We start from the raw sequence: 24,559 nt of genomic DNA, 5'->3' as shown, positions 1-24,559 counted from the left end.
ATGATTAAGAGTGAACAAAGAAAATACATAAAGATAATATGGACCATTTTTGGTATTTCTATGGGCTATGCGATCTTAAGGTATAATGTGGTGGGTACGGTTGCATGGAAAGATTTACCAATATTTATTTTGAACAAGGGAGTGTCATTGGCAGCAATCGTATTGCTTGCCTTTAGTTTTTCCATTAGGCCCCTAGCCAATTTGGGAATGCCTTATCTAAATTTAGGATTGGAAAGCAGAAAGATATTGGGTATTTCTGGTCTGCTCTTGACCATATTTCATGTGCTCCTTAGTTTTTTGATTTTCAATCCTCAATATTATCCAAAGTTTTTTGCAGAAGATGATAGTTTGTCCATAATAGGGAATTTTAGTTTGCTCTCCGGAATGGCCAGTTTTATGATATTGGGGATTTACCACTGGTGTTTTAATAACCGATCCAAGGGCAAGGAGATGCTTATAGAGATTATCACCTCCAAAAAATTCTTATTGGGGCTGCTATTTCTGCTGGGAATACATCTTTTTTTTATGGGTTATTCCACTTGGTCTACGCCTTCTAAATGGCAGGGCGGTTTACCTCCTATAAGTTTGATTTCCTTTGTGGTAGTGCTCTTCGGATTTGTTGTAAATGTATTGGGAAGGGCTTCTATTAGAAAGGGAGTTAATTGATTGTTTTGGCTTATCACTCAAAAATGATAAAATAAATTAGCGCTCGCCATGGTAAGGTTTAGCACGCTCCGGATTAGATATAATCATTAATAAACAAAAAGGAGTTCTTTGTTAAATTACCTAAATGTTTTTCTATAATCTGATGGTGTTTTGCCCATAATATGTTTAAAGTAGTGGTTGAAATTGGCTAGATTATTATACCCGCTTTCAAAGCAAATCTGTGTTATTTGCTTATCGGTTTCTGCCAGTAATTTTGCCGCAATACCTACCCTAACGCTTTTTACGTATTCCATAAAGGTGAGATTGGTTTTCTTCTTAAAATATCTGCAAAATGAACTGGGTGCCATATTCAGCACAGAAGCGGCCTCTTCCAGTTTAACACCTTCCTGAATATTTTGAAAGACATATTCGTAGACCTTATTTATTTTATCCAGATTCTTGGAGAAAACGGCTGAGCTGTTATTCGGATTGGATAGATTTTCCCTTTCATCTATTTGTAGCAGAAAATTAAATATTTTAAGCATTTCAATATAGTATTCCAATCCTTGTAATTGGGTCATTTTCTCCAGGCTGTGCCTAATGTGGCTGTCATTTTCAAGCTTAAAACGAAGTCCAGTACTTGATTGTTTTAACAAATCCACCACCTGTTCCAATTCGGGCATTCTAAAAAAATCGGAGTTTATGATGTCTTCGGAAAAGTGTGTAACAATACAAAATGGGTCATTGTCTCTTTCAAAATCCAAGGCTTCCCAACAGTGGGGTAGATTAGGGCCCAATAAAACTAGGTCACCTTTTTCAAATCCAGAGATGTTGTCCCCAACAATTCTTCTGCCCGATCCCGCAGTGATAAAATTTAATTCAAAATTTTTGTGGGAATGTATTTTCGCATTTGATGCCAGAGGTAATTTTCTTGATATAAATGAATGTTTATTTGGTACAAATATTTTTTCAAAGATAAATTCCATAAGTTGATATATTGACAATATTCGACTAATATAATTAAATTATTCAGAAATAAGGTTAAAATATAATGTAATTAAAACAATATTGTAGTGGCGAGGGTTATTAAATTGGATTTAATTTGTTAGAACAACAATTCGTGTATCATAATATTTGAATCAGTAGGCCTAGTTGTTAAAATATAGGAATTATTGCTTGCAAAATAGATTCATGAAAAACCTAAAAAACCACCACTATGAATACAAGAACTACGATAGTTTGTCAGTCGGATAGGTATTACCATTATTTAATCCATTAAATATAAAATGATGAAATTACCTGTGAAAGGAATAATACCTCCGATGATTACTCCATTACTGGAGAATAAGGAGCTGGATTTGTCCGGACTAAATAAATTGGTAAATCACCTAGTGGATGGTGGTGTTCATGGAATATTTGTTTTGGGGACAACAGGGGAAGGGCCTAGTTTAAGTTATGAGGTTAGGAAACAACTTATAACGGAAACTTGTAGAATTGTCAATAAAAAGGTTCCAGTTTTGGTAGGGATTACAGATACCTCTTTTGATGGTACTATGGAAATCGCCAACCATGCCAAAGAAGTTGGGGCAGATGCCTTGGTTGTTGCTCCACCATACTATTTTCCAATTTCTCAAGAAGAAATGGGCGATTATCTTGAAAGTTTATTGCCGCTATTGCCATTGCCTTTTATGTTATATAACATGCCTAGCTGTACCAAACTTCACTTATCCATAGAAGTGGTAAGAAGGGCAAAGGAGTTAGGGGCAATTGGTATTAAGGATAGTTCTGGTGATCTCACTTATTTGTATATGTTGATCGAAGAATTTAAAGCTGACCCACTATTTTCAGTAATTGCTGGAACCGAATTGTTTTTGCCGGAAACAATTATGAATGGAGGACATGGTGCGGTAGCCGGTGGAGCTAATTTTTTCCCGAAACTGTTTGTGGATTTATACAATGCAGCGGTAGATAAAGATTTGGAGAAAATAAAGTCTCTTCGTGAACAAGTGCTAAAGATTCATAAAACAATATATGAGGTTGGGGAATATTCTTCCAGGCACATCAAAGGAACCAAGGCGGCTTTATTGGCCATGAAAATTTGTGAAGATCATAATGCCGAGCCACTCCAGAGATTTACGGAAGCACAACGAAGTCTAATCAAAGAATATATTTCTCAATTCAATTATAAAAATGAATACAATTCAATTCATTGATAGCAGTACTTGGTGTTGTTGACCATGCTTTCTGGGATGTATTTTTGTTACTATATGGAAAAGTAGACTATATTGAAGCCTATTGGTAATTGATATTCATAAAATGTTGAAAAAGTCGTTTGTTGCAATTCCGTTAATTATTATTGCTATTCTGGCGCTTTTTTTTCATTTGGATATACATGTTATTGATGCGCTTACTTTGGATTCCTTAACAAGTTACGGTATCCACATACAGACTTGGCGAATTCTTTTTGAACCTGTTTTGGGGTTGTTACTTTATTTCAATCGCTCCATTTATCCCTTGCAGGAATTGCCTATAACTTTACTGTGGATAATGGTTTTTTACATAAGCCTGAGTCTAATTAAAGTTTTTAAAGTTCCCGCTGGCGCCCTTAGAAGGCAAAAAGTGCTAAGATTTTTGGGAAACCTACCCTTGCTTATCGGTATTTACTTTTCTGTTTTTGTAGTTATCCTTTTCCTTCCGCTACCTAATAATACTATTGTTAATAATACTTCGGATGAGATATTGGTTACAACCCATGCCCATACCGAGTTTAGTCATGACGGATTAATTTCACAGGACAAAATGTGGGAATGGCATAAAAGAAATGGATTCGATGCATTTTTTATAACCGATCATGCCAATCATAAAAAAACACTGGACTTTTCCTCAAGGCAAAAGGATGGACAATTTCCTTTGGATCCTTTGATAATGGTAGGTCAAGAACATTCGGGTTCCAATCATATGAGTTTGCTGGGACTGAACTGTAAATTTGAGACCAAGGGCAAATCGGACTCCCTTATAGTGGATTTGGTGCATAACTATGGGGGTGCGGTCATAATTAATCATTGGTTTGATGGTAAGGGGAATGATAAAGAGTTTTATAAAGACCTTGGGGCTGACGGCTTTGAAATAGAAAATGTAGGCAAGGAATTATATTATGATCGAACCAAATTTAAAGATTTAAAAAAGTTCTGTGAAGAAAACAAACTCCTTATGATCGGTGGACTGGATTTTCATGGTTACGGGAGGGCCTGTGGTATTTGGAATGCGTTTCAAATTCCCAACTGGCATCAAATGAATCCGGACGAAAAGGAAAAATCTATTTTGGAGATAATAAGAAATAGAGATCAAAGCAGGGTAAAGGTTCTCATGTACCAGGATCGACCTTTCTATAGTGAGGATAATCTGTTGTTCCAGCCCTTTATTACCCTGGTCAATTATTTTAGGACGCTTAATTTCTATCAGGTTTTATCCTGGGCCATTTGGTTGGTTTTATTCCAATTGCTATGGAATTTCAGGAGGGAGCATTTTATTCCTATGCATAAAAGAATGGCCTTGACCGGATTGGTCAGTGCCTTGTTTTTAGTTGCTTTGGGCTTGTATTATATGGTTCGGGGCAATGCGGTTAAGGGCTACAGTAAAGTGTTCGCGGAATACAGTTCCTTGCTGTTGACCATTGGCACTGTTTTTATGGTCTATTCGCTTTTGACCATATATTTTAGATTCTTCAGAAAATTAAAAATTAATACTTGAAAAGGAAAGTACTGAAAATAGGGGTTTTGGTATTACTTATTTTAGGTTTGGTCTCCTATTTTTATTGGGTTTTGCCTGTGTGGGGAATGCCTTTCAACGGACAGCGACATGGAAATCCGCCTTTGACCCCTGCATGGGCTTTGGAATGTTGGCTTTGGGAAGACGATGTAAATACTTCAGATTATGTGGATGAGCTATTAATGGGGTATAAGGAAAACGATATCCCAGTGAGAACCATTATTTTGGATAGTCCTTGGTCTTTGCGATATAACGACTTTGAAATTGACACGGTTCTTTATAAAAAACCCATTCAATGGTTTAAAAAGCTTCAGGACAATAATTATAGGGTAGTCTTATGGATGACCTCTATGGTAAATAGTTTTAGTAAAGACACCCAGATTAAAGATTCCAAGGATTGGTATGCTGAGGCAAAGGATAAGGGTTTTTTGGTCAAATCCAAGAATCCCAATAAATGGTGGAAGGGTGAAGGCAGTTTTATAGATTATACCAATGCAGATGCCATGAACTGGTGGCGGGGATTGCAACAGAATGTTTTTGATTTGGGTATTGATGGATGGAAGTTGGATGGCACTGCAACCCTATTTTGGAGCCAATTGGGACCAATGCCCATATTCTACAAGCGGACATCCAAAGGAATAATGACCACTAGAACCTATATGGATCATTATTACAGGGATGAATACCGGCATGGGCTTACCCAAAACCCTGAGTTCGTTACCCTGTCCAGATCTATAGACCGTGGATTTCATCCTGAAGGCTTTTCACCTATTGATGCATCCCCCGTAAATTGGGTAGGTGATCAAAAGCACGAATGGGTGACGGATCAAATGATTTTGGAAAGTGGGGACGAAAAGGTGGATATAGCTTTGGAAGGAATACAAGGTTATGAGTCGGCCATAAAAAGTATCCTAAAAAGTGCCGAGCTGGGATATAATATGGTGGGGTCTGACGTGGCCGGATTTTCCGGAAAAACAATTCCTCCAAGACTTTATATGCGATGGACGCAATTCTCCACCTTTTGCGGTCTGTTCATGAATGGTGGACATGGAGAAAGGCGGCTATGGAAGAGAACGGAAGAGGAACTGCAGGTGATACGAAAGTTCTCTTGGTTACATACGGAATTGGTGCCTTATATGTACCATTATGTAGTTACTGCCCATGATGGGGGTACAAGGTTGCAGACACCCTTAAAAGAGGGGAAATATCACTATATGTTCGGGGAGGATTTTTTGGTTGCTCCAATATATAGGGATTCGAAAGAAAGAAACATTAGGTTGCCAAAGGGACAGTGGAGGTACTTTTTTAATGATAAAGATCTTCTTGAAGGAGGAACGGATAATGAATGGGAATTTCCAATGGATGAATTTCCTGTTTATATAAAGGAGGGTGCCATAGTGCCAATGGATGTAAAGCGAGATTATACTGGTTTGGGAGACTTGGATTCAGAGGGATTCACCACTATTTTAATATATCCCAAAGGCGATAATAATTTTGTTTTTCATCATACGGATACCGAAGGGGAAACCAAGATTTCTTATTCAACTTTAGCAAATAAATTAAACCTTTCCCTGGATGGAACTAAAATACCCCATATCTTAAGAATCCATTCCAATAGTGTTCCGGAATCCATCACTTTGGATGGGCGTCCAATTGAAAAAGGCGTGTTCTGGAATTATGACGACCTAAACCATAAGCTTATTATCAAAGGAGGAGTGGAATATGGGAAAGGGGAATATGAAATCTTTTTCTAATTATGTCATTCCCACATCCAAATCGGTAATGCTAAAAAGGTTAACGATGTAAGTTTCTGGCCCTAAGGTAGTTTAGAAGTTCTTCGGGTAAATCGGTTTGAATTACGTTGACGTATTTTCGAGTCAATAATGCATCAAAACCTGAATCTTTCTTTTGTCGCTCCATCTCATCATACTTGCCCAAAGCATTGATCCATACCCTATATCCGGATTTTATAGTCCTGCGCATGGTTCCTTTTTTGTAATAGCTTTCATCAATATGAATAATGGAAATATCCTCTAATTTCTTAATGGCCCTAATGTCCTTTCTGGAATAGGCCCTAGGCATTATTTTTATGTCTTTGTTCAATTTCTGATATTGTGTAGTTTCGGGATAGTCATAAAGGAAAAATAATATCTGGTCCTCCATGCCGTATTTTTCGATCAGGGCAAAGGTTTCTTTAACGGAAGCCTCATCTTCCAATTTAAAATCTACATCTAGAATTATTTTTCCCTTAGTTAGCTGAAGTACTTCTTCAAAGGTTGGAATTTGCTCCTTTGTAATTTCACTGCCAAACTTAAGACGGAAATCCTTTAGCTCATCAAGGCTAAAATCATCTACTTTCCCACTACCATTTGTGGTTCTGTCAATAGTTTTATCGTGCATAATTACAAGTGCTCCGTCCTTACTTTTTCTAATATCTATTTCTACGATATCTACCCCTATGCGAATGCTTTCCGCGATGGCGGCCAAGGAATTCTCAGGGTAATTGGGATTGGTTGCCCGGTGGGCCGCAACAAGAACATATTCGGGGTGGTTGTGGTAGTCATTTAAAAGACCGTCAAGTTTTGTTTCTTGAGCTAGGGAAGTTAGGCTTAAAAAAAGAAGAAGGATAAAAATGACTTGGTTCCAAGTTCGGTAAAGGCTACTGCACATTTTAAATTTTGGTTAGGGATTGCTTTGAATTTCCCGTTAATATGATGGCGCAATATAATAAGACTTTTTGTTTACACGTTTAAGCAAATGTTAATATATTCTTTTGAACCTCTTTTTTTTATCCATTTAATTTGTTGCCGCTATCGTTTTTTCAGACCTCTATATCTGTAGATGACTTAAGGCCAAACAGGAAAATGATAAATTTAAAGAATCTTATTGAAGACAAAGGTTAATTGGTAATGGTACTGGAATTTGCAGAGCCTACTCCAATAATGCTGTCATAAATATCACCAAAATTGCGATAATATACCAGGATCAAGTAACTGTTTTCGGTAAAATGGAAATTGCCAGAAATAGTGTTCATGTCAATAACACCTTTATCGTTTTTCATTACATATTTGTAATTGTAAAATCCTTGTTTCATTTTAATAACCGCTTCCATATTGCCGGTATTCTCGTTGTAGGTCATTTTGTTTTCCTCGTCCAATGTGTAATTGTTGTATTTTCCGAAGATAAACACATCGTTCAGGCCAATTTTATCGGTGTAGGGAAGTGTAAAGTGTACATAGCTGTATTCGGCTTCCCTGGAGCTGTCGTCTCCCTGCAGTGTTCTGATTACAAAATCCCCGTTTACGTCGGGGTAATAGGTGTAGGGTCGGTCATACCTATAGTAATCGGTAAATAGATAATGGTTGTAGAGCTCTGCCAGTTCTATACGGGAGATGGAGGAACTGGGGGCCCTTAAGTCCTTTGTGTCAAAATTAAAATACTCATTCCCGCCAAAAAAACTGGTTTCCTTGTCATATTTATATACCAATTCTGTGCCCATGTTAAATTGAGGGCTTATATTGGTGATGGCCGTCGGCCATTGATAGTTTTGTATAATGGTTACTTTTACTTCCTTGTTGGGATTTACCAATTTTATCTGGTTGGTATTAATGGTAAATTGCACTACCTGTTTTTCATTGAGATAGGTAAAATCCCTTGAACGTTTTACAACCCCTCCAACATTTACCAAATCTTCATATACAATAAATCTGCGGGAAAATTGAAGCTCATTATAACTGTTGTAAATTTCCAGTAAGAAATTACCGCTAACTTTTAATCGGGTATTATCATTTGGTATGGTAAGCTTGTAATTGGAGTATGGCTGAAGCGTAGAGTAACTATTTTCATAATCCACTATGCGCTCGTTGTCCAAGCCGTTTAGGAATTGGGATTTTAATAGGGAGGATGGTGTCCAATCGTAATCACAATGTACTATTTTGTAATAGTAATCCTGTTCATTGGCTAAAAGGTCATCAAATTCCAGATAAATGGGGTCACCCAAATTTACCACAGGAAATTGGTCATCGGTGGAACCTTTAAATATGATAGATTTAATATTGGAAGGAGGGTTAATTTCCGACTGCACCTGGGCATATGCTAAATGGGCAGAAAGGAGCAGTAAAAGCGCATAAAGTTTCAATCGCATTTGGTAATATTTTCTCGTAAAGGTAAGCAAAAAGCAAGCCTAAATGGGTTAGCATGGTCTAATCTCTAAATTTATAAGTAATAATTAAGTAATAATTATGAAAACTTTTTATTAAGTAGTAAATTTGCTCGAAATTTTGATAACCTAAGGTCTACTAAATATGTCTAAAGACATCCGAATTAAAAAAGGCTTGAACATTAATCTTATTGGTGAGGCGGAAAAGACTACTTCCAAAGCTGTATTGAGTAATGTTTATGCGATTAATCTTCAGGATTTTCACGGAATTACCCCTAAATTATTAGTTAAGCAAGGCGCCGAAGTAAAGGCGGGAGAACCACTTTTTTATAATAAAAATGTGGAAGATATGCTTTTTGTTTCCCCGGTTAGTGGGGAATTGGTAGAGGTGGTAAGAGGTGCCAGAAGAAAAATTTTAACCTTGAAAATTTTGGCGGACAAAAGCCAAGAGTTTGTTTCACATACGCCTTTGTCGCCTAAAAGTTCCAAAGCCGAAGATATTAAAGCCTTGCTTTTAAAATCTGGGTGTTGGCCTTTTATTAAGCAAAGACCTTATGACATTATTGCAAACCCAAAGGTTACTCCAAAGGCGATATTTGTATCCGCCTATGTTACTAGTCCCATGGCTGCTGACTTGGATTATGCACTAAAGGGAAAAGAAAAAGAAATACAGGCCGCAATGACTGTGCTGGGGAAATTAACTCCTGGTAAGGTGCATGTTTCGGTTGGTAAAGGTGGACAGTCCATTTTTACTAAAATGGAAGATGTTGAAATCCATAATGTAAGTGGTCCCCATCCGGCTGGTCTTGTTGGAACACAGATTAATAAAATAGATCCAATTAATAAGGGAGAAGTGGTATGGACCATTACACCACAGGATTTAGTCATTATAGGTGAGTTGGTCCTAACGGGAAGATATAATCCAGAAAGGGTAGTAGCCTTGGTTGGGTCCAGTGTTAAGGCTCCAAAATATTATACTACGAAAATAGGATCTGAAGTATCTACATTTCTTTATGCCAGCGGCGTTAATACGGAGAATTTTAGAGTGATCAACGGAGATGTGCTAACCGGTAGCAAAACAAAACCTGACGGATATTTGGGTTATTATAACAATACGGTGAGTGTTATCCCAGAAGGTGATGATTATGAACTTTTTGGCTGGAACAAGCCAGTTTTTAATAAAGTTTCTACTACTAGGGCAATGACCTTTTCCTGGTTGCAGCCTAAAAAGAAATACGATTTGGACACCAATACCAACGGTGAACACAGGGCATTTGTGGTTACTGGGTTATATGAAGAGGTTTTTCCAATGGACATTTATCCTTTACAGTTGCTAAAAGCGTGTATGGTGAAGGACTTGGATGAAATGGAACAACTTGGTCTTTACGAGGTGGCTCCGGAGGATTTTTCACTTACAGAATTTATTTGCATCTCTAAACAACCCCATCAGCAGATCATTAGGGAAGGGTTGGATTTATTATATAAAGAAATAGGATAAAAGATGAGCTTAAAAAGTAATTTACATAACCTAAAGGAGAAATATAAGGGCAAGAAGATGGCCCCGGCATTCAATGCTATCCATACTTTCTTGTATGCTCCCAATGAAACTACACATTCTGGTTCCCATGTACGCGTTGTGGATGATCTAAAACGGACAATGAACACGGTAATCATGGCATTGGTGCCAGTACTTCTTTTTGGAATATTCAATGCGGGATATCAACATTATGCTGCAGTAGATGCTGCAAATGGTGTTATTAGACAAGCTTCGATTTTTGGAAACTTCCTAACTTGGGAGAACTTCATTATGGGGGCGTGGACTGTCTTGCCCTTGGTAATCGTTTCTTACGCCGTAGGACTTGCAGTTGAATTTTTATTCGCTGTAATAAAGGGTCATGAGGTAGAGGAAGGATATTTGGTAACAGGGATGTTGGTGCCTTTGATCGTACCTATTGATACTCCTTTATGGATGTTGGCTGTAGCCGTTGTCTTTGGAGTGGTTATAGGTAAGGAAGTTTTTGGTGGTACCGGGATGAATATTTTGAATCCAGCACTTACCATTAGAGCCTTTCTATTCTTTGCCTATCCTACTTGGATGAGTGGAGATAAGGTATGGGTGCACCAAGCGGTTGATTTGGCCGGTGGTCCGGATGCTATTTCGGGAGAAACCATTTTGGGTTATTTGGCTCAAGGAAAAGGTGCTGAAATGAGTTACTCCGTTGCCGATATGTTTTTTGGATTTATTCCTGGATCTGTTGGGGAAACTTCTACGATACTAATATTGTTAGGGGGTCTTTTCTTGATTTTTAGTAAAATAGCAAGTTGGAGAATCATGGTGAGTGCTGTTGCAGGAGCTTTGGTGATGGGGCTTATCTTTAACGGTGTTGTTGATGCCGGTTGGATAACTGAAACCAGTAAATTCTACGGATTAATGAGTTTTGCCTTTTGGCAACATTTGATCGTGGGTGGTTTGGCCTTTGGTATTGTGTATATGGCGACCGATCCGGTTACTGGTGCCCAGACCAATAGGGGTAAATGGGTCTATGGATTCTTTATAGGTTTTATTTCAGTATTGATAAGGGTGTTCAATCCCGCTTATCCGGAAGGCGTTTTCTTGGCTATTTTGTTGATGAACGTTTTTGCACCAACAATTGATCATTATGTTATAAGGGGAAATATCAATAGAAGATTGAAGCGCGCTAAGAACGCTACTATTTTGCCTAAAGATAGCGAAGGTAAAACACAAGAATTAAAAGCAGAAACAGTATAATCATGGCAGTTAATACAGATAAAAATAGTTACACGGTTATCTTCGCCGCCATAATGGTGGTTATTGTAGGGTCTCTCTTGGCATTTTTTGCTTCATCACTTAGCGAAAAGATCAAGGAGAACGAAAGGTTGGAAAAACAACAGAATATTCTTTATGCCATGGGCGTAAACGAAAATGAGGATGAGGGGAGTGTTAATTTCGTTTCTACCGATAAGGTAGCTGGTGAATTTCAGAAATATATTGTTGAGCAATTGGTTATTGAAGGAGATCAGATTACCAAGAATGATCAAGCTTACCTTATTGATCTTAAAAAACAGGAAACAGAGGCCAAAGCTGGGAAAACAAGAAAGTTGCCATTGTTCATTGGTGAAAAGGATGGGGCAAAATATTATATCATTCCTATGAGAGGTAAAGGTCTATGGGATGCTATATGGGGCTTTGTTGCCTTGGATGATAATTTGGTTGTGCAAGGTGCGTATTTTGACCATAAGGGTGAGACACCTGGGTTGGGAGCAAATATCAAGCAGCGTTACTTTATGGATGATTTTACGGGAGAATCCATTTTAAAAGGTACGGAATATGCCGGTATTGCTGTTGCCAAGGGAAATAACGATCCTACCAACGAAATTAAAGATGACAATGAAGTTGATGCATTGGCAGGAGCCACTATTACAGGTGATGGTGTTTCTGCAATGATTCGTCAGAGCGTAAATCTATATAAAACCTATTTGGAAACCATAAGAGCTAAAAATTAAAACATGGCACTACTTTCAAAAAAAGATGCAAATCTAATATTAGATCCCTTGGCGGATAACAACCCTATTACCATTCAGGTTCTAGGTATATGCTCTGCCTTGGCAATTACAGCCGAATTAAAGGCATCCATAGTAATGGCTTTCTCAGTACTGTTCGTAATGGGAATGGGGAACGTTGTAATTTCCCTAATGCGTGACATTATACCTTCAAAGATTAGAATTATTGTTCAATTGGTCGTTGTAGCTGCCCTTGTAATTATGGTAGATCAGGTGTTAAAGGCCTTTGCCTATGAATTGAGCAAAACACTTTCTGTTTTCGTAGGGTTAATTATTACCAACTGTATCATCATGGGACGTTTTGAAGCTTTTGCCTTGGCCAATGGTCCTTGGAGGTCCTTCTTGGATGGTATAGGGAATGCGGCAGGATATGGTTTAATATTGGTAATAATTGGGTTCTTTAGAGAGCTACTGGGCTCAGGTACCTTGCTTGGATTTAAAGTTTTGGGAGATCCCATTGAAAAAACAGGATTATACTCAATAGGATATGAAAACAACGGTTTTATGCTGTTGTCCCCCATGGCGTTGATCGTAGTTGGACTCATTATCTGGGTACAGCGTTCGCGCAACAAAGCATTAATTGAAGAAAACTAGTAGTCATCATAAGAATAGAATGTTATGTTAGAGCATGTAGAATTATTTTTTAAATCCATATTTATAGACAATATGGTATTTGCCACGTTCTTAGGAATGTGTTCTTATCTTGCCGTTTCTAAAAAAGTGACTACTGCAGTTGGTCTTGGAGCAGCTGTTATATTTGTCTTGGCGGTAACCGTACCTTTAAACTGGTTATTGGATCAGTATCTTTTAAGGGATGGAGCCTTAGCTTGGTTAGGTCCGGAATATGCAGATTACAACCTAAGCTTTTTATCATTTATTCTCTTTATAGCCACCATAGCTACAATGGTGCAATTGGTAGAGATTGTTGTGGAAAAATTTTCTCCGGCACTTTATAATTCATTAGGTATATTTTTACCATTAATAGCGGTTAACTGTGCCATATTGGGAGGCTCATTGTTTATGCAGTCCAGGGATATACAATCTTTGGGACTGGCCTTTAATTATGGACTTAGTTCCGGAATTGGTTGGTTCTTGGCTATTTTGGCCATTGCGGCAATACGAGAGAAAATTAGATATTCCAATGTTCCACCTCCACTTAGAGGTTTAGGCATAACCTTTATAATTACTGGGCTTATGGCTATTGGATTCATGAGTTTTGGCGGAATGTTGACCGGTGGTGACGAAGCTCCTAAAGAAGTGGAACAGAAAACGGCCCAGAAAGTAGAGGAAGAGAAGATAATAAAGGAAACCAAGGAAAATACGGTTTCTTATAACAACGCTATAATAAACGAGTAAAAATGATTTTAGCTACAAGTACAATTGGAACAATACTGATAACGGTAGTTGCTTTTTTAATACTATTGTTATTATTGGTGGCACTGTTACTGTTTACCAAGGAAAAACTATCTCCATCAGGACCAGTTACCATAACCATTAACGGTGAAAAGAAAATTGAAGTAGGTTCCGGTGGGTCATTATTGTCCACTTTGGGAAATCAGAAAATATTTCTTCCTTCGGCATGTGGAGGTGGTGGTACCTGCATACAATGTGAATGTCATGTTCTTTCAGGGGGTGGGGAAGCCCTTCCAACAGAAACCCCACATTTCTCCAAGAAAGAATTGAATCATGGAGCCCGTTTGGCTTGCCAGGTGAAGGTAAAGCAGGATATGGAAATTACCATTCCTGAAGAAGTTTTTGGAATTAAAAAATGGCAGGGAACAGTTGTTCGTAATTATAACGTGGCGTCATTTATTAAGGAATTCGTAGTTGAAATTCCAGAGGATATGGGCTATAAGGCTGGTGGATATATTCAGATAGAAATTCCTCCTTGCGAAGTTAAATTCTCTGAAATGGATATTACTGCGCATCCTGAAGAGCATGAAACTCCGGATAAGTTTCAGGCGGAATGGGATAAGTTCAACTTATGGCCGTTGGTGATGAAAAACCCTGAAACAGTGGAAAGAGCATACTCTATGGCTTCTTACCCTGCTGAGGGAAGAGAAATTATGTTGAACGTACGTATTGCAACTCCACCATGGGATAGAGCCAAGAATGGTTGGATGGAAGTTAATCCAGGAATTGCATCGTCTTACATATTCAATTTGAAAAAGGGTGACCCTGTAACAATCTCAGGACCTTACGGTGAGTTCTTTATCAATGAATCGGATTCAGAGATGTTGTATGTTGGCGGTGGAGCAGGAATGGCTCCAATGCGTTCACATTTATATCACCTTTTCAATACCCTTAAAACAAAGAGAAAGGTTACTTATTGGTACGGAGGGAGGTCCAAGCGCGAATTGTTTTATTTGGATCACTTTTATAGACTTGAAAAGGAATTTCCTAACTTTAAGTTCTACTTGGCACTCTCTGAACCCTTACCTGAGGATAACTGGAAGGTGAAAGAGAATATAGATGCTCCAGGAGATGGATTTGTTGGATTTATACACAATTGTGTTATAGAGAATTATTTGAACCATCATGATTCACCTGAAGATATAGAACTTTATTTCTGTGGACCACCGTTGATGAACAAAGCTGTTCAAAAAATGGGAGAGGATTTTGGTATCCCTGATGAGCATATTAGATTTGATGATTTTGGAGGTTAATTTATAGGCTTCAATATTCCCAAGACCTTGTAGGTCTAATTATAGACCTGTCAAGTTGAAGAAACCTGACAGGTCTTTTTTTTGAACAATGTTTTTTAAAAAAGTTGGGATTTAACTAGAGCATTGGTTATTAATTTGAATTTTGGAAAATGGGTAAGCCGTTAACGGAACAGGAATTGCATAATTTGGCCATGAATATTGTTGGAAAACATTTGGAAGCCGAAGGTTTCGAGTTTATGGGGGTGAACAGTAAACCTAAGAAGAACCCACAGTTTGTATGTCTTAAGGATAAAAAACTATTTTTTATTGTGGTTAGAAGTGTATTGCATCCTCAGGATCCCAAAGTCTACGATATCCCATTAATGGAGAAGATTAAGGAACATGCTTTGTCTCAAAATGGGGAGGCCTATTACGCCGGAGTCGGACTGTACAATGCAGTAGATAGAAATCTACCGGTTTATCTTAATGAAGATTATATATTGGAATATGAAGGTATTATTAAAGTATAATTTCCTGTGTATAGGAATTCTAGCTTTGCTCCTGGTTTGTAATGGTTGCAAGACTAACGGGGATAAATGGGTCAAGAATCTCAATTCAGGAGCTGCACTGGGTACTTCCTACAATATTATTTATTTGGCGAAGGAAGAGTTGGATTTTGAGCGGGAAATTGATTCGGTTTTTCAAGATTTAAACAAGTCCATGTCCACCTATATTCCAACTTCGGATATATCAAGAATAAATATGGGCGACTCTAGCGTAGTTGTTGACCAAATGTTTAGGGAGGTTTTTGAGCTTTCGGGAAAGGTTTATGCGGCTACTGATGGCTATTTTGACCCCACTGTTGGCGTTTTGGTGAATGCATGGGGATTTGGTCCGGGTTCCGAATTGGAAATGGATAGCGTGCGGGTAGACAGCCTCTTGGATTATGTTGGCTTTGATAAAGTCAGTATCAGCCCGGAAAATAGAATTAAAATGGCCCAACCCGGTATGTACTTCGATTTTAACGCCATTGCCAAAGGATACGCAGTAGATCGCCTGGCAGTTTTGTTGCAAGAGAAAGGGATTTCTGATTATTTGATTGAAGTAGGAGGGGAGTTGGTTGCAAAAGGAGAAAATAGGGTAAAGGAAAAAAAGTGGGTAGTGGCTATTGATGACCCCATGATGGGGGAAAGTAGGACCTCTAAAAGAACGGTGTATATGAAGGATGTTGCCATGGCTTCTTCGGGGAATTATAGAAAATTTAAAATTGACCCGGAGACAGGTACCAAGTATGTACACACTATAGACCCTAAAACCGGTTACACCAAGAACTCCAATATCCTGGCGGCTACCGTTATGGCAAAGGATTGCGCTACGGCCGACGCTTTTGCTACATCTTTCATGGCAATGGATTTGGAGAAAACAAAATCCATTTTGGCCCAACATAAAGAACTGCAAGCTTATATTGTTTATTTGGATCCGGAAGGAAATGTATTGGAATTTATGACGGACGGATTTAAAAATAATGTCCTGGAATAATTATTTGGACACCACGGGTATTATTTCACCCAGTGCCAAGCGATAATTATCCACTTCGGTATTGGAAAGCTTTTTAGTATAATCAACCTCTTCCACCTTAAAGCCAATAGATCTTAGCTTATTAAAATAATCCCTTCCGTAAATTCTGACATGATCGTATTGTCCAAATATTTTTGCCCTTGCCTTTTTATCGGTAATACTATTGTCCTCATAAGTATCAGCTCTGCCAAGGTCTTGTGGAATTTGAAAAATACCCCATCCGCCGGGCTTTAAAATCCGGTACAATTCTTCCATTGCTTTGGTGTCATCAGGAATATGCTCCAACACATGATTGCAAAAAATAACATCAAAGGAATTGTCGGTAAATGGAAGGTTGCAAATATCCGCTTTAACGTCTGCCAGGGGCGAATTTAGATCGGTAGTGGTATAGGTAATATTGCTTAGATTTCTAAATCTTTTGTAAAAGGCTTGTTCAGGTGCAAAATGCAAGACCTTAAGTTTGTCCGTAAAAAAATTGGTCTCATTTTTTAAGTAAAGCCACAAAAGTCGGTGTCTTTCAAGCGATAGGGTAGAGGGAGACAAGACATTTTCACGAGAATGTTCATAGCCGTAAGGGAGAAAGTTCTTGAATTTTTTTCCATCTATGGGATCGGTATAGCGATTACCGCGCATGCTAAATGCCATAAGGGGACGCACCAAATAACTTAGTTTAATAAGGATGGGTCTAGGAATCGTATTTAGTATATATTTAAATAGTTTCTTCAAATTGTTATCCAAAGTAATCCAGTTTAATCGTAACGATTTACTGAAGAGTGTTATAGGGTAATCTTATCCTACTTAAAAGGTATACTGCATTGGAATGCATTTTGGCTTGGAAAGGAGGAGTTGGTAATAAGTACTGTAAATACGAAAGAAACAGTAAGATTTCCAATTTTGCGTTATAGGACCAGTGCTTTTTGGCGAAACTCCGCTTCCTCGTCACTTTCTATCCCCAATGCCTCATAAATATAGGCAAAGGTGGAAAGTATTTCAGGCTTCCCATCTATAATGGCCACGTCATGTTCAAAATGTGCGCTAGGTTTATTATCTGCTGTTAGGATGGTCCAGCCGTCCTTTAATTGTTTTATTCGTCTGCTGCCTAAATTTATCATGGGTTCTATGGCGACAACCATGCCCTCTACAAATTTCTTTCCTCTGCCGCGTTTTCCGTAATTGGGCATTTCCGGATCTTCATGCATTTCCCTTCCCAATCCATGACCCACCAATTCGCGTACAACACCATAACCATGGCTTTCGGTAAATTGTTGAATGGCAAAGCCTACATCACCAACCCGATTGCCAACTTTAAATTCCCGAATTCCTACATAGAGGGATTCCTTGGTTATGTCCAATAATTTTTTTGTTTCAGGAGTAACCTCTCCAACCTCGAAGGTATAGGCGTGATCACCGTAAAATCCATTTTTAAGGACGCCGCAGTCAATTGAAATAATATCACCTTCAACCAAAGGAGTGTTGTTGGGAATTCCATGTACAACTTGTGCATTTGGACTCATGCACAGGGAATTGGGAAAATCATACAATCCCAAAAAACCTGGAACACCTCCATGATCCCTGATAAATGCCTCTGCCATGGTGTCCAACTGCAAGGTGGTAACGCCAGGTTTAACCTCACTGGCCAACATGCCCAAGGTCTTGCTAACAATCAATGCGCTTTCACGCATTAATTCTATCTCCTCTAAAGTTTTGATCTTTATCATAGAATGCAAATGTAAAACAATACTTTTAAAACTGCACGTCACTAAATAGTTGCCAATGTCCGGTGGCGTGCATAATTATTATACTAATGGCTTTCTCGTCATTAGAGCCGGCTGTGGAACACCCATTAGTTTTAGAATGGTTGGAGCAATATCGCCCAAAACACCATCCTTAATACTTTTCAGTTCATTATCCACCAAAATCAATGGAACCGGATTCGTGGTATGTGCCGTGTTCGGGCTTCCATCCGGATTGATCATAGTTTCGCAATTTCCATGATCTGCTATGACCAAAGTGGTATATCCATTTGCCAGGGCTGCCGTAATAACGGACTCCGCACAACTATCCACGGTTTCACAGGCCTTTATGGCGGCTTGCATATCTCCGGTATGGCCTACCATATCTGGATTGGCAAAATTTAGACACACAAAATCGACCTCTCCCTTTTTTAATTCCGGAATTATAGCATCCCTTATCTCATAAGCGCTCATTTCTGGCTTTAGATCATAGGTAGCCACTTTGGGAGATGGACATAAAATTCGCTCTTCACCTTCAAACGGAATTTCTCTACCTCCGTTAAAGAAGAAGGTTACATGTGGATATTTTTCAGTCTCGGCGATACGAATTTGTTTCTTATGGGCCTTGGCCAAGGTTTCTCCCAAGGTTTCGCTAATATTATCCTTGTCATAAACTACCTTCACTCCTTTATAGGAATCGTCGTAATTGGTCATGGTTACGTAATAAAGATCTAGCTTGTGCATATTAAGTTCATGCATGTCTTCCTGACTTAGAACTTGGGTCAGCTCTCTACCACGGTCTGTCCTAAAATTGAAAAAGATTACAACATCACCATCTTTTATGACGGACAAAGGAGATCCTTGTTCATCCGATACCAATAAAGGTTTCAAAAATTCATCCGTTATGCCAGATTCATAACTGGCCAATATGGATTCTTCAATATTTGATGTTTTTTGGCCCTCGCCGTTAACCAATAGGTCATAGGCCATTTTTACCCGTTCCCATCTTTTATCCCTGTCCATGGCGTAATACCTGCCTATAACACTGGCCAGTTTGGCATTCTTATCGGAACAGTATTCATTTAAAGCTTTTACATACCCAATTCCACTTTTAGGATCCACGTCCCTACCATCGGTAAAGGCATGTATATAGGTTTTTTTAAGTCCGTAACTTTCACTTGCATCTATAAGGCCTCTTAGGTGTGAAGTGTGGCTATGAACGCCACCATCACTTAGTAAACCCAGAAAATGGACTGGTTTGTCATTGGTTTTGGCAAATAAGAGTGCCTCCTTCAATACCTGCTCATCTTTTAAGGTATCCTGGTCAATAGCAAGGTTAATTTTAGCCAAATCTTGGTAAACGATACGTCCAGCTCCTAAATTCATGTGGCCAACTTCACTATTGCCCATTTGTCCTTCCGGTAAGCCTACATTCATTCCATCTGTCAAAAGATTGGAATTGGCGTATTTGGTATAAAGTGAATCTATAAAAGGGGTGTTGGCGTTTTCTATGGCTGAGACCTTGGGGTCCGGGGACTTGCCCCATCCATCCAAAATCATTAAAATAACTTTCTTGTTCATAATGTGTTTGTTGTAGACGTCAAAAATAAAACTATTGTATATGGATTGCTAGGATTTAGGACACCTTTTTTTAAAATTTTGAATTCCTTGGTGGGGTACTTCTAAGGATATACCAAACGAGGGTATTTTTGTTAAAGTTTTGTTATTTAACGGATAAAATTGAAACAAATTTAAGGTTTAAGGGTCTGTTATAGTAATCAAAATTCACTAATTAATCTTATTCATCATGAGAAAAACAATTTTAACAGTCACCATGGCATTATTGTTCATGGTTGCAGGCCTTCGTGCCGAGAGTAGAAGTAACATTTACACCCTAAGTGAATCAGCCTTAATGGTTAAACCCGGAGAATTAAGCTCCTTCTGCAAGGCTATTGTAAAGGGGGATTTGGAAACCGTTAAGAGACTAATTGAATTAGGAGAGGATGTTAATCAAAAATCCTTGGGAAAAACACCTGCAATTTTTGCCGCCCGTTACAATAAGGTTGAAATATTGGAGCTCCTTATCGCAAATGGTGCGGATTTGAAAATGAAATGCGACAACGGGTACAACGCAAAAAAACATGCGGAACTATCCAACGCCACTGAGGCCTTGGAAGTAATCAACGCCAATCTACAGAAGAAGTAGTTGTTGCGAATTAATTTTTAATAAAAGAACCTATCGGCAATTGCCGATAGGTTCTTTTATTACTTCAATTTGCTTTTATAGTGTTCAAGTAAAAGAGCAAATCCAATTTTCTAGAATTCAAATCCAGTAAAGGCTCTAAATAAAAATGCATAAAGTGCCATGGATAACATTGCCACACAGAATACTGAGTAAATCTTTAAGAGTATTACTACAATTTCTGGTTTACAATTCTCGAATGCCGCTAAGTAAATGTTCTTAAAATGTAATAAAGTTCCCATATAGTCTCATTTAAGTGATTGTAAATCAAAGCTATAAGGGTTAAATTTGAAACGGTAAAAAGATTTGGTTCTGGTGCAATATACTAAAATATAGCTAATTACTATCCTTTGTTCAATTTATTTTATGTTTTGTTGTCCTTTGTACTTTTCTATGGCCTCGTTAATTTTCTCTATTCTATTATCCGGGTCTGGATGTGTACTCTGAAATTCGGGTACCCTATTGGGTCCTGCCGCAGCTTTTAATATCTCCATGACATTTATCATTTCGTAAGGATCGTAACCTGATCGAATCATAAAAAGAACCCCTAATTCATCGCTTTCCAATTCATCTTCCCTACCGTTGGTTAAGAGGGTATTCTGGCCAATACTTCCAACAATGTCACCGGCATCCGCACCTACCGAGGCACCCATGGTAACAGTTTGCCAAAAACTTCCATCGGCAATCCTTTCTGCGGAATGCCTTCCAATTACATGTCCTATCTCATGGCCCAAAACTCCGGCAAGTTGTGCTTCGTTCAATTGGGAAAATAGGGCATAGGTAATAAAGACCTGTCCGCCGGGGAGTGCAAAGGCATTGATAGTTTGATCGTCCGCCAATAAATGAAAATCATATTGATAAGGGGTTTCCCTAGCGATGCTGTTATTTACCAGTTTTACTCCAATCTGGTCTACGTAGGATTGTAGACGTTCATCAGGATAAAGACCGCCATATTGTTGTGCTACTTCAGGAGCGCTCTGCAGGCCAATGGATATTTCCTGTTCAGTGCTCATGTTTATATTCTGAACCCTCCCCGTATATGGATTTTCCTCTTTATTGTTGCAACGTTGGACAAAGGCAAAAGCCACAATGGCCAAGCCGATGAATATTCTAATTTTCCAACTTCCTCTTCTCACGATACGGCACTTTTAAGAGTCAATAATCTTTAGGCATACTATTATAAAAGGTCTGGGTTAATATCTAAAATATTGTTTTGAATATATCCTTTTAGAAAACCGGAGGTAAAATTTTCTTTTCCTATTATATCCTCTTCAAGCAGTAATTTAAAAATATTTTTCCTTCTAAATGTTTTTAACATAGGAATTGAAATAGGGGCATAGCTATAGTGCCATGGTTCATACTTAAATCCTTTTCTTTTGGGATTATCGGTATAGACCAGATAAAAGCCAAATTTGTTGGCATTATCATCCATCCATTTTTTCAAGAGTTCAAAAGGTCCGCCTTCCCCAAATTTTTCGGGAACCAAAACATCGCCATTGGTTCTTGGATAGCCGTCAATTATATCAATGTCGGTTCCCCAATGATGCCTACTGGTACCTGGAATGGTGGAATATTCTATAATCTTTTCAATTGCACCCAATTTGGTCATCCCTTTTTCTTCAGTGTATTGCAGATACTTTCTTTCCCAAATGGCTTCTTGACGATAATAATTTCGGTAGCTCGATACAATTTTCAAATCCATACCCTCACTATAGGCCGCCTTTTTCATTTCCAAAAAAGCGTCATGGGCCTCTTTCCTCAAGTTGATATCTTTGCCATAGAGCTTAATTTCATCCTTGCCCATTAATTCGCCAATGGAATATTCTGTTTCCTGGGAAAGGGTTAGGCCTGGCAATATTGATAAGGCCAAACCGGTATAACCACTTTTTTTTATAAAAGATCTTCTGTGCATAGGGTGATAACTATTTAATGAAATCAATCAAGGTATCTCAAAAATACTGCCACTTTGTAAATAGTGTTGGTCCATTTAATTTTTAATGTAACCTATTGAATTTATTTGAATCCATAAAGTTACTTATTTTAAACAAGATTGGGCACTGCCATTTGTAGGAATTGGGGCAATATGTCGGTCTGAAATGAATTTACTATTCAATTACCTCTGGGCAAGCCTATGGGGCATCCGATGGAAACTACTGACAACACTTCGACGCAAGCCTCGGAGCATTCAAATCTCACTTAGTGAGTAAAATAACGATGGGCAGTGAAGGGTAGCGGATTATGGCATTCTTAAGTATTATGGATTTATAGTAATATGATATTCATACAGCAATCCATTTATAAGAAGTTTTTTGGAAATATTTTAATTTTTCACCGCCTGGGATAGGTAAAGGTACCCTTGATGTTTTATTTTTAGATCATTCAATATTATGATATAATAATAAACTCCCGAAGCTAATCCCATTTGTCCCTTTACCAGCATATTCCGGTTGGATAGGCCAACAAATTCATCCCTGTAATTTTCTTTGTAATACACCATCACACCATATCTATTGAAGATTTGAAGTATGTTGTTGGGTGATTCACTAATTCCGTCAATTACCAGAAAATCATTTGTACCGTCCCCGTTTGGCGTTAAATAATAGTTACCCAAATCTATTGTAGTAAGGGTTTCATTTAAGTCCACGGCACCACCGATTGTAATAATTTCATATTCATTTGGGATGAAGGTATCAGAAGTTATGGAGCCGAAGGAAAATTCTCCATCCTGTGCGGTATTGCCCAGATTCAACCATTTCTTTTGGCTTTTGCTCCAGCCAACAACAGTAAGGTCACTAAGGTATTCCCCAAGCATATTTATATTGCTCTTATCATCCCAGCTAAGGGTGGCGATCGTTGGTGAATCTCCTTCCAAACGCCAAAATTCCTTATTGCTGATCCCTTGAACATTGAAATCCCTTACTCCTGTATCAAAATTTTTATCGAAAGTAGATTGGGTATTTGGGTTTTCAAAGAAATAGGCGCATTTGGCCAATACATTGACCGATTCGGAGGTTATGGTCAAAGGACGAATACGATTATCATCCCCAACGGGAAACGTAAAGGTGTCCTTATTTTCAATAGACCCATAACCATCTATTTTTGTATTGTTTCCTTCCCCTACATAAAAGGAATCTTCAGAAAATTTAAGTGAAATATTGGAACGATCTCTAGGAGTAAATACGTTGCCATGAATAAAATTGAAATTGTTAAGTATCCCTACATTGGTCTCCAAATAAAGTCCCTCGTTGATCGAAACTTCCGTGTCATAAAAAACAGGGGCAAAGGCACCGGAAACCGTAATAGGGTTATTTTCATTGTAAAATCCTACCAATCCTAAATTCTCATCAAAGGTTCCATCGTTAATAACATCCATATGGAAGCCCACCATAGCAGTCTCATGAATCTGTATGTTACCATAATTATGTACTGCATCTTGGGCCGGTGCCAACGCAACAGCCCAAAAAATACAGTTTACAATTATGTGTTTGATAATATTCATGTTTAGAATTATACTTTATTTTCGTTTTTTAATTTGATGTCCCATTAAAGTCTATCTTCTTAAGGCTATTGATAGGAGCTTGATTAAAATAATATTAGTTCTAGTCCTTATTTAATTGTTGCCAATTGGTGCCGTCAAACTGAAACCAATAAATTTTATCGTTTTTTAATTCATTTTTTTGATCGCCTTTTTCATCGATATAATTGATGTTTGTCTGATTGTCATCATTTATTATTTTAAGAATATAGACTTGGCCCAAGGTGCCCGTTGAGGGAAAGGAAATGGTACGGTCTTTTCCATTAACAATAAGGGTGTAGTCATTTGCGGTTAAAGTGGTATTTGTATTGGTAGCCCTAATTGATCGGATAAATCCTCCACCGGATTCACTTTCTCCAGCTGCACCTGTGGCACCCGTGGCTCCTGTAGCCCCAGTATCACCTTTGTCTCCTTTAGCCCCAGTATCACCCTTGGCACCTGTCGCACCAGTATCTCCTTTTGCCCCAGTTTCACCTGTTGCTCCGGTTACACCTTGTATTCCTTGTGCACCAGTGTCACCCTTATCTCCTTTGTCACCTGTCGCTCCTGTCGCTCCAGTTGCTCCAGTTGCTCCAGTTTCACCAGTAACCCCGGTTGCACCTGTGGCTCCGGTATTACCTGTATCTCCTTTTACACCTTGAGCTCCGGTTTCTCCTTGGATTCCTTGATCAC

At 38.4% G+C, this 24,559-nt stretch carries 24 protein-coding genes; 13 read left to right on the top strand and 11 right to left on the bottom strand.

The window, feature by feature from the left end:
* Nucleotides 1–666: a hypothetical protein gene (locus H4O18_RS17025; protein WP_187586781.1), complete on the top strand. Its 666-nt coding sequence runs from the start codon at nucleotides 1–3 to the stop codon at nucleotides 664–666.
* Nucleotides 667–782: 116 nt separating this feature from the next.
* Here the strand turns inward: H4O18_RS17025 and H4O18_RS17020 are convergent, their stop codons facing one another.
* The gene (locus tag H4O18_RS17020) at nucleotides 783–1,631 is read right to left on the bottom strand and encodes an AraC family transcriptional regulator (protein ID WP_187586779.1); all 849 of its coding nucleotides are present in this window, start codon (nucleotides 1,629–1,631) and stop codon (nucleotides 783–785) included.
* A 300-nt stretch (nucleotides 1,632–1,931) separates the two neighbouring features.
* Here H4O18_RS17020 and H4O18_RS17015 point away from each other — a divergent pair, with 300 nt between their 5' ends.
* From H4O18_RS17015 to H4O18_RS17005, 3 genes are all read left to right on the top strand, one after another.
* The gene (locus H4O18_RS17015; RefSeq protein WP_187586777.1) at nucleotides 1,932–2,858 is read left to right on the top strand and encodes a dihydrodipicolinate synthase family protein; all 927 of its coding nucleotides are present in this window, start codon (nucleotides 1,932–1,934) and stop codon (nucleotides 2,856–2,858) included.
* A 103-nt stretch (nucleotides 2,859–2,961) separates the two neighbouring features.
* Nucleotides 2,962–4,395 carry a PHP domain-containing protein gene (locus tag H4O18_RS17010; protein WP_187586775.1) on the top strand — a complete coding sequence of 478 codons (1,434 nt, stop codon included), beginning with the start codon at nucleotides 2,962–2,964 and terminating at the stop codon, nucleotides 4,393–4,395.
* Nucleotides 4,392–6,167 carry a TIM-barrel domain-containing protein gene (locus tag H4O18_RS17005; protein WP_222942448.1) on the top strand — a complete coding sequence of 592 codons (1,776 nt, stop codon included), beginning with the start codon at nucleotides 4,392–4,394 and terminating at the stop codon, nucleotides 6,165–6,167. The genes H4O18_RS17010 and H4O18_RS17005 overlap by 4 nt, the downstream gene beginning before the upstream one ends.
* A gap of 40 nt (nucleotides 6,168–6,207) precedes the next feature.
* Here H4O18_RS17005 and H4O18_RS17000 read toward each other — a convergent pair whose 3' ends face one another.
* Nucleotides 6,208–7,083, bottom strand: a complete 876-nt coding sequence (locus H4O18_RS17000) for a glycerophosphodiester phosphodiesterase family protein (RefSeq protein ID WP_187586773.1) — start codon at nucleotides 7,081–7,083, stop codon at nucleotides 6,208–6,210.
* Nucleotides 7,084–7,312: 229 nt separating this feature from the next.
* A complete protein-coding gene (locus H4O18_RS16995; RefSeq protein ID WP_187586771.1) occupies nucleotides 7,313–8,557 on the bottom strand; it encodes a type IX secretion system plug protein in 1,245 nt (414 codons plus the stop codon).
* 160 nt (nucleotides 8,558–8,717) lie between these two features.
* Between H4O18_RS16995 and H4O18_RS16990 the strand changes: the two genes are divergently transcribed.
* The 8 genes from H4O18_RS16990 to H4O18_RS16955 all read left to right on the top strand — a co-directional run bounded on the left by H4O18_RS16990 (nucleotide 8,718) and on the right by H4O18_RS16955 (nucleotide 16,338).
* Nucleotides 8,718–10,070 carry a Na(+)-translocating NADH-quinone reductase subunit A gene (locus H4O18_RS16990; protein WP_187586769.1) on the top strand — a complete coding sequence of 451 codons (1,353 nt, stop codon included), beginning with the start codon at nucleotides 8,718–8,720 and terminating at the stop codon, nucleotides 10,068–10,070.
* Nucleotides 10,071–10,073: 3 nt separating this feature from the next.
* Nucleotides 10,074–11,342 carry an NADH:ubiquinone reductase (Na(+)-transporting) subunit B gene (locus H4O18_RS16985; RefSeq protein ID WP_187586767.1) on the top strand — a complete coding sequence of 423 codons (1,269 nt, stop codon included), beginning with the start codon at nucleotides 10,074–10,076 and terminating at the stop codon, nucleotides 11,340–11,342.
* A gap of 2 nt (nucleotides 11,343–11,344) precedes the next feature.
* On the top strand, nucleotides 11,345–12,097 hold the full coding sequence (locus tag H4O18_RS16980; RefSeq protein WP_187586765.1) for a Na(+)-translocating NADH-quinone reductase subunit C: 753 nt from the start codon (nucleotides 11,345–11,347) through the stop codon (nucleotides 12,095–12,097).
* Nucleotides 12,098–12,100: 3 nt separating this feature from the next.
* Nucleotides 12,101–12,748 carry an NADH:ubiquinone reductase (Na(+)-transporting) subunit D gene (locus H4O18_RS16975; protein WP_187586763.1) on the top strand — a complete coding sequence of 216 codons (648 nt, stop codon included), beginning with the start codon at nucleotides 12,101–12,103 and terminating at the stop codon, nucleotides 12,746–12,748.
* Between the two features lie 24 nt (nucleotides 12,749–12,772).
* Nucleotides 12,773–13,510 carry an NADH:ubiquinone reductase (Na(+)-transporting) subunit E gene (gene nqrE / locus H4O18_RS16970; protein WP_187586762.1) on the top strand — a complete coding sequence of 246 codons (738 nt, stop codon included), beginning with the start codon at nucleotides 12,773–12,775 and terminating at the stop codon, nucleotides 13,508–13,510.
* A 2-nt stretch (nucleotides 13,511–13,512) separates the two neighbouring features.
* The gene (nqrF, locus tag H4O18_RS16965) at nucleotides 13,513–14,820 is read left to right on the top strand and encodes an NADH:ubiquinone reductase (Na(+)-transporting) subunit F (RefSeq protein ID WP_187586760.1); all 1,308 of its coding nucleotides are present in this window, start codon (nucleotides 13,513–13,515) and stop codon (nucleotides 14,818–14,820) included.
* 149 nt (nucleotides 14,821–14,969) lie between these two features.
* Complete coding sequence (locus tag H4O18_RS16960; RefSeq protein ID WP_187586758.1) at nucleotides 14,970–15,329, top strand: Na(+)-translocating NADH-quinone reductase subunit F; 360 nt, start codon at nucleotides 14,970–14,972, stop codon at nucleotides 15,327–15,329.
* A complete protein-coding gene (locus tag H4O18_RS16955) occupies nucleotides 15,307–16,338 on the top strand; it encodes an FAD:protein FMN transferase (protein ID WP_187586756.1) in 1,032 nt (343 codons plus the stop codon). The genes H4O18_RS16960 and H4O18_RS16955 overlap by 23 nt, the downstream gene beginning before the upstream one ends.
* Here H4O18_RS16955 and H4O18_RS16950 read toward each other — a convergent pair whose 3' ends face one another.
* The 3 genes from H4O18_RS16950 to gpmI form a co-directional block, all read right to left on the bottom strand.
* Nucleotides 16,339–17,103: a class I SAM-dependent methyltransferase gene (locus H4O18_RS16950; protein WP_187586872.1), complete on the bottom strand. Its 765-nt coding sequence runs from the start codon at nucleotides 17,101–17,103 to the stop codon at nucleotides 16,339–16,341. It abuts the gene before it with no gap.
* 173 nt (nucleotides 17,104–17,276) lie between these two features.
* Complete coding sequence (gene map / locus H4O18_RS16945) at nucleotides 17,277–18,095, bottom strand: type I methionyl aminopeptidase (protein ID WP_187586754.1); 819 nt, start codon at nucleotides 18,093–18,095, stop codon at nucleotides 17,277–17,279.
* Nucleotides 18,096–18,173: 78 nt separating this feature from the next.
* Complete coding sequence (gene gpmI / locus H4O18_RS16940; protein ID WP_187586752.1) at nucleotides 18,174–19,691, bottom strand: 2,3-bisphosphoglycerate-independent phosphoglycerate mutase; 1,518 nt, start codon at nucleotides 19,689–19,691, stop codon at nucleotides 18,174–18,176.
* 226 nt (nucleotides 19,692–19,917) lie between these two features.
* Here gpmI and H4O18_RS16935 point away from each other — a divergent pair, with 226 nt between their 5' ends.
* Nucleotides 19,918–20,316 (top strand): ankyrin repeat domain-containing protein, encoded by a 399-nt coding sequence (locus H4O18_RS16935; RefSeq protein ID WP_187586750.1) that lies wholly within the window; start codon nucleotides 19,918–19,920, stop codon nucleotides 20,314–20,316.
* A 110-nt stretch (nucleotides 20,317–20,426) separates the two neighbouring features.
* Here H4O18_RS16935 and H4O18_RS22525 read toward each other — a convergent pair whose 3' ends face one another.
* The 5 genes from H4O18_RS22525 to H4O18_RS16915 all read right to left on the bottom strand — a co-directional run.
* Entirely contained in the window at nucleotides 20,427–20,594 is a 168-nt protein-coding gene (locus H4O18_RS22525) for a DUF6747 family protein (protein ID WP_343065474.1), read from the bottom strand.
* A gap of 117 nt (nucleotides 20,595–20,711) precedes the next feature.
* Nucleotides 20,712–21,488 (bottom strand): M48 family metalloprotease, encoded by a 777-nt coding sequence (locus tag H4O18_RS16930; protein WP_187586748.1) that lies wholly within the window; start codon nucleotides 21,486–21,488, stop codon nucleotides 20,712–20,714.
* A 41-nt stretch (nucleotides 21,489–21,529) separates the two neighbouring features.
* Nucleotides 21,530–22,264 (bottom strand): M15 family metallopeptidase, encoded by a 735-nt coding sequence (locus tag H4O18_RS16925; RefSeq protein WP_187586746.1) that lies wholly within the window; start codon nucleotides 22,262–22,264, stop codon nucleotides 21,530–21,532.
* A gap of 408 nt (nucleotides 22,265–22,672) precedes the next feature.
* On the bottom strand, nucleotides 22,673–23,851 hold the full coding sequence (locus tag H4O18_RS16920; RefSeq protein WP_187586744.1) for a T9SS type B sorting domain-containing protein: 1,179 nt from the start codon (nucleotides 23,849–23,851) through the stop codon (nucleotides 22,673–22,675).
* Between the two features lie 100 nt (nucleotides 23,852–23,951).
* Nucleotides 23,952–24,559, bottom strand: a 608-nt coding sequence (locus H4O18_RS16915) for a collagen-like protein (protein ID WP_187586742.1), incomplete at its 5' end; no start/stop codon positions are given.

Source organism: Arenibacter arenosicollis, from assembly GCF_014397245.1.
In the GTDB taxonomy this organism is placed as follows: domain Bacteria; phylum Bacteroidota; class Bacteroidia; order Flavobacteriales; family Flavobacteriaceae; genus Arenibacter; species Arenibacter arenosicollis.
The sequence above is the reverse complement of the archived record's forward strand: the minus strand, read 5'-3'. Positions and strand labels throughout refer to the sequence as shown.